Source organism: Rufibacter sediminis (genome assembly GCF_014269285.1).
Taxonomy (GTDB): Bacteria; Bacteroidota; Bacteroidia; order Cytophagales; family Hymenobacteraceae; genus Nibribacter; species Nibribacter sediminis.
On sequence record NZ_JACOAF010000051.1, the window covers coordinates 1 to 4,926 of the forward strand.

At 52.8% G+C, this 4,926-nt stretch carries 3 protein-coding genes and 1 pseudogene; all 4 read left to right on the forward strand.

Translation table 11 applies throughout. The features are described 5' to 3' along the window. Positions 1–182 (forward strand): annotated as a pseudogene (locus H7U12_RS20535) (SDR family NAD-dependent epimerase/dehydratase); the annotation flags it as partial. A gap of 540 nt (positions 183–722) precedes the next feature. Beyond that, entirely contained in the window at positions 723–2,630 is a 1,908-nt protein-coding gene (gene asnB, locus H7U12_RS20540) for an asparagine synthase (glutamine-hydrolyzing) (protein ID WP_186641670.1), read from the forward strand. Between the two features lie 60 nt (positions 2,631–2,690). Continuing rightward, positions 2,691–4,043, forward strand: a complete 1,353-nt coding sequence (locus tag H7U12_RS20545) for a UDP-glucose dehydrogenase family protein (RefSeq protein ID WP_186641666.1) — start codon at positions 2,691–2,693, stop codon at positions 4,041–4,043. A gap of 2 nt (positions 4,044–4,045) precedes the next feature. Further along, the coding region (locus H7U12_RS20550) for a UDP-glucuronic acid decarboxylase family protein (protein ID WP_186641668.1) at positions 4,046–4,926 on the forward strand (881 nt) is incomplete at its 3' end.

The window sequence follows — 4,926 nt, forward strand, 5'->3', positions numbered from 1 at the left end:
TCAAATTAGGCTATCAACCGCTTCCGGAGAACGACCCGCAGAAAAGGCGGCCCGACATCTCCAAGGCCCGCGAGATCCTGGGCTGGGAGCCGAGGGTATCCCGCGCTGAAGGGCTTAGACGCACCCTGGAGTACTTCAAAGAGCACGTGGAATCCGCGCCCGTCGAGGCAAAGGTGTTCTAAGGCTTCAAAAATTTACTCATAATTTATCCTTAAAGAGGCTTGCCGCAATCTGCGGCAAGCCTCTTCTGCTTTAGTTAGTAAGAAAAGGGTGTTATTGTCATTGGCAAAGAAAGTAAGTAGGAATAATGTTGAAAGTTGCAGAAGAGCTACTGCTCCCAGGGCGATGGCTCCTTGTGATCTGTTTTTAGCTTCATTTTCTGAAAACAGACCCAAAACAGAGATGCCTTAATTCTTTATGACAACGATGGCATCTTGAAAAGGCAACTTCTGACACGCTCTAAAAGAGCTGGGAGGTAGTCTTTTCTTTTAGAACGTGTGAGAAGTGGTAGAAAGAATTTTTGGTTTAGATCATCAAACTCATAATTATTTAAATATTAAATAATATAATTTAAGTTAAAGTTACTGTGTATTCAAGTTGTTGGTAATGAATGTTGTATGAAAGTGTTGTCACGGGTTAGTATGAGTTAGATTTTAAATTAATCATATTAAAACTGAGTTGGTAAAAACCATTTCGTGGATATGTCGTACCTTTGCGGCAATATGTGCGGTATATCTGGAATCTACGCTTTTACTCAGGAAGGTCATTCAGCCATCCAACGTTTATCAGACTCAACTGACGCGCTGCAGTTGCGCGGACCTGACTCAGGGGGACATTTTACCCATGGTGCCGTAGGACTAGGGCATCGTCGGTTGTCCATTATTGACGTCAGCGATGTGGCTTGCCAGCCCATGCATAATGAGGAAGAACGCTACACCATCGTTTTCAACGGAGAGATCTTCAATTATCAGGAGCTGAAGAAGCAACTGGTAGAGAAGGGATACACGTTCTTCTCGCAGTCCGATACCGAGGTGCTCCTGAAGTATTACATAGAAGAAGGCCCTTCTTTCCTGAAGAAACTGAACGGCTTCTTCGCCTTCGCCATTTATGACAAAGAGGAAGAAACCCTGTTTGTCGCCCGTGACCGGTATGGCGTAAAACCGCTTCTCATGTACCAGGATGAGGACAAACTGGTGTTTGCCTCCGAGATGAAATCCTTGCTGGCGTTCGGGATCCCGCGCAAGCTGGATTATGCTTCCCTGTATGAATACCTGCAGCTGAACTATATTCCCGCCCCCGCTTCTATTTTCAAAGGAGTGAAGAAGCTGATGCCGGGTCATTACTTTTTAGTGGGTAAAAAAGGGAAAGTAGAGGTAAAACGCTGGTACAAGATTCCGTACGACGAGAAGAAAGTGAAGCACAACGATCTCTCGTATGAGGCGCAGCAGAAAAAGCTGGTAGACCTGATGGATGGAGCCGTGCAGCGCCGGATGATCGCCGATGTGCCCTTAGGCGCGTTCCTGAGCGGGGGGATTGACTCCTCCGCTATTGTGGCGTTGGCCTCTCGGCATACCCAGCATCTGAATACCTTCTCTATTGGGTACAAAGACGAGCCGTTCTTTGACGAGACCAAATACGCCAAGTTGGTCGCCGACAAATACAAGACCAATCACACGGTCTTCTCTCTGACTAACAATGATTTATATGAGCACCTTTTCCGGGCGCTTGAGTACATAGATGAGCCATTCGCCGATTCTTCGGCCCTGGCGGTGAACATCCTAAGCCATTATACCCGCAAAAAAGTAACAGTGGCCTTGTCAGGCGATGGCGCCGACGAACTGTTTGCCGGTTACAACAAGCACATGGCCGAGTACAAGGTCCGGCAAGGCGGATTTGCCGCCGAAACAGTGGCTGCTTTACTGCCGCTTTGGGAAATGATGCCTAAATCCAGAAACTCTTCTTTCGGCAACCGTATCCGGCAATTCCAGCGCTTCGGCGAGGGGATGAACCTTTCCGCCAAAGACCGCTACTGGCGTTGGGCCTCCTTCGCCACCGAGGAAGATGCCAAGGCATTGCTCAGCGGCAAATCGAAGAAAATCCTTTCCAAGGATGTCTATAAGAAGCGGCGTCAGAAGATTTTAAGTCACCTTTCCCAAAAAGGGGACATAAACGAGGTGTTGCTGACCGACATGCAATTGGTATTGCCTAATGACATGCTCACCAAGGTGGATCTCATGTCAATGGCAAACAGCTTAGAAGTACGAACTCCTTTCCTAGATTACAAGGTGGTAAACTTCGCCTTCTCCTTGCCAGAGTCTTCCAAGATTGACGGCGGTATGAAAAAGAAAATCGTACAGGATGCTTTCAGAGGGATGTTGCCACCTGAGCTATATAAACGTCCCAAGCATGGTTTTGAGGTTCCTTTGCTAAAATGGTTCCAAAACGAACTGCGCCCCATGATCATGGATGATCTCTTGTCAGATGCGTTCATTGAAGCGCAAGGAATTTTCAACCTGAAAGAGATTCAGCGGTTAAAGGCCCAGTTGTTCTCCAAGAACCCAGGTGATATCCACGCGCGCATTTGGGCACTGGTGGTATTCCAGCATTGGTGGAAGAAGTGGATGGCTTAGAAATTTCATCTTCGTTCAAAAATCTAGAATAGAAAATATACTTTAAATCTCATCTCCCTCATGAGAATCGCAGTAGTAGGAACGGGTTACGTTGGCATGGTGACGGGCACTTGTTTTGCCGAGGTGGGCATTGATGTGACGTGCATCGACGTGAACGTGAAGAAGATCGAGGACCTGCGGCAGGGTGTCCTGCCCATCTACGAGCCGGGGCTGGAGGAGATGGTGCTCCGCAACGTGGAGAAGGGGCGCCTGCACTTCTCCACGGACCTGGCCTCGGCCATCAAGGGCTGCGACGCGGCCTTCATCGCGGTGGGCACGCCCCCGGGGGAGGACGGCTCGGCGGACCTGAAGTACGTGCTGGGCGTGGCCCGGGAGATCGGCCAGCACATGGACGAGTACCTGGTGGTGGTGACCAAGAGCACCGTGCCGGTGGGCACGGCCAATAAAGTAAAACAGGCTGTGGCAGAAGAATTGGAAAAGAGAGGTTCTAACCTTTCTTTCGATGTCGCTTCTAACCCTGAGTTCCTGAAGGAGGGCGCGGCGATCGACGACTTCTTGAAACCGGATAGAATTGTGATCGGGGTGGAGTCAGATCAGGCCGAGGAGGTGATGCGCCGGCTCTACAAGCCGTTCCTGTTGAACGGGCACCCGATCATCTTCATGGACGTGCCTAGCGCGGAGATGACCAAGTACGCGGCCAACTCGATGCTGGCCACCAAGATCAGCTTCATGAACGACATCGCCAACCTGTGCGAGATCATGGGGGCGGACGTGAACATGGTGCGCCGCGGCATCGGCTCTGATTCCCGGATCGGCAACAAGTTCATCTACCCGGGCATCGGCTACGGCGGCTCCTGCTTCCCCAAGGACGTGAAGGCCCTGATCAAGACGGCGGCGGAGAACGGGTACCAAATGCAGATCCTGCAGGCGGTGGAGTCAGTGAACGAGAACCAGAAGGAGGTGCTCTTCAACAAGGTGATGAAGCACTTCGGCGGAGAACTTGCTGGGAAAACGTTTGCGCTGTGGGGGCTTTCCTTCAAGCCCAAGACCGACGACATGCGCGAGGCTCCTTCACTGGTGATCATCGAGAAGCTCCTGGCCGAGGGGGCGAGCGTGAAGGCGTACGACCCGGTGGCCATCAAGGAGGCGAAACACATGATCGGGGAGAACGACAGGGTGGAGTACGCCAAGGACGAGTACGAGGCCCTGATCGACGCCGACGCGCTGCTGATCGTGACGGAGTGGCCCGAGTTCCGCTCGCCCAACTTCCAGGTGATCGGCAAGCTGCTCAAGAGCAAGGTGATCATCGACGGGCGCAACATCTACGAGGCCAAAGAACTGCAGGAGCAGGGCTTCGCATATTATGGCATCGGGGTGCGGGAGGTGCAACCGGTAATCGAAATGACGAACTAAGGATGGGTAAAGACAGAAAACGCGTATTGATCACCGGCGGGGCCGGGTTCCTGGGCTCGCACCTGTGCGACCGCTTCATCAAGGAGGGCTGCCACGTGATCGCCATGGACAACCTGATCACTGGTGACCTTAAGAACATCGAGCACCTCTTCAAACTGGAGCAGTTCGAGTTCTATAACCATGATGTCTCCAAGTACGTGCACGTGCCGGGTCATTTAGATTATATCCTGCACTTCGCCTCGCCGGCCTCGCCCATCGACTACCTCAAGATCCCGATCCAGACCTTAAAAGTAGGGTCATTAGGAACACATAATCTACTTGGATTAGCCAAAGATAAGGGTGCTCGAATTCTGATCGCCTCCACCTCGGAGGTGTACGGCGACCCGGAGGTGCACCCGCAGGTGGAGGAGTACTGGGGGAACGTGAACCCGGTGGGGCCCCGGGGCTGCTACGACGAGGCCAAGCGCTTCCAGGAGGCCATCACCATGGCCTACCACACCCATCACGGAGTGGAGACCCGCATTGTGCGGATCTTCAACACCTACGGTCCCCGGATGCGGCTCAACGACGGCCGGGTGCTGCCGGCCTTCATGAGCCAGGCGCTCAGGGGGGAGGAGCTCTCCATCTTCGGGGACGGGTCCCAGACAAGGTCCTTCTGCTACGTGGACGACCTGGTGGAGGGTATCTACCGGCTTCTGCTGAGCGACTACCCTCTGCCGGTGAACATCGGCAATCCCCATGAGATTACCATAAAGGAGTTCGCCGAGGAGATCTGCAGGCTGACGGGCGTGGAGCTCAAATTAGGCTATCAACCGCTTCCGGAGAACGACCCGCAGAAAAGGCGGCCCGACATCTCCAAGGCCCGCGAGATCCTGGGCTGGGA

Bases quoted from the DNA above. Each gene is read 5' to 3' on its own strand.
- H7U12_RS20545 (WP_186641666.1), top strand. From the start codon at position 2,691: ATGAGAATCGCAGTAGTAGGAACGGGTTACGTTGGCATGGTGACGGGC.
- asnB (WP_186641670.1), top strand. From the start codon at position 723: ATGTGCGGTATATCTGGAATCTACGCTTTTACTCAGGAAGGTCATTCA.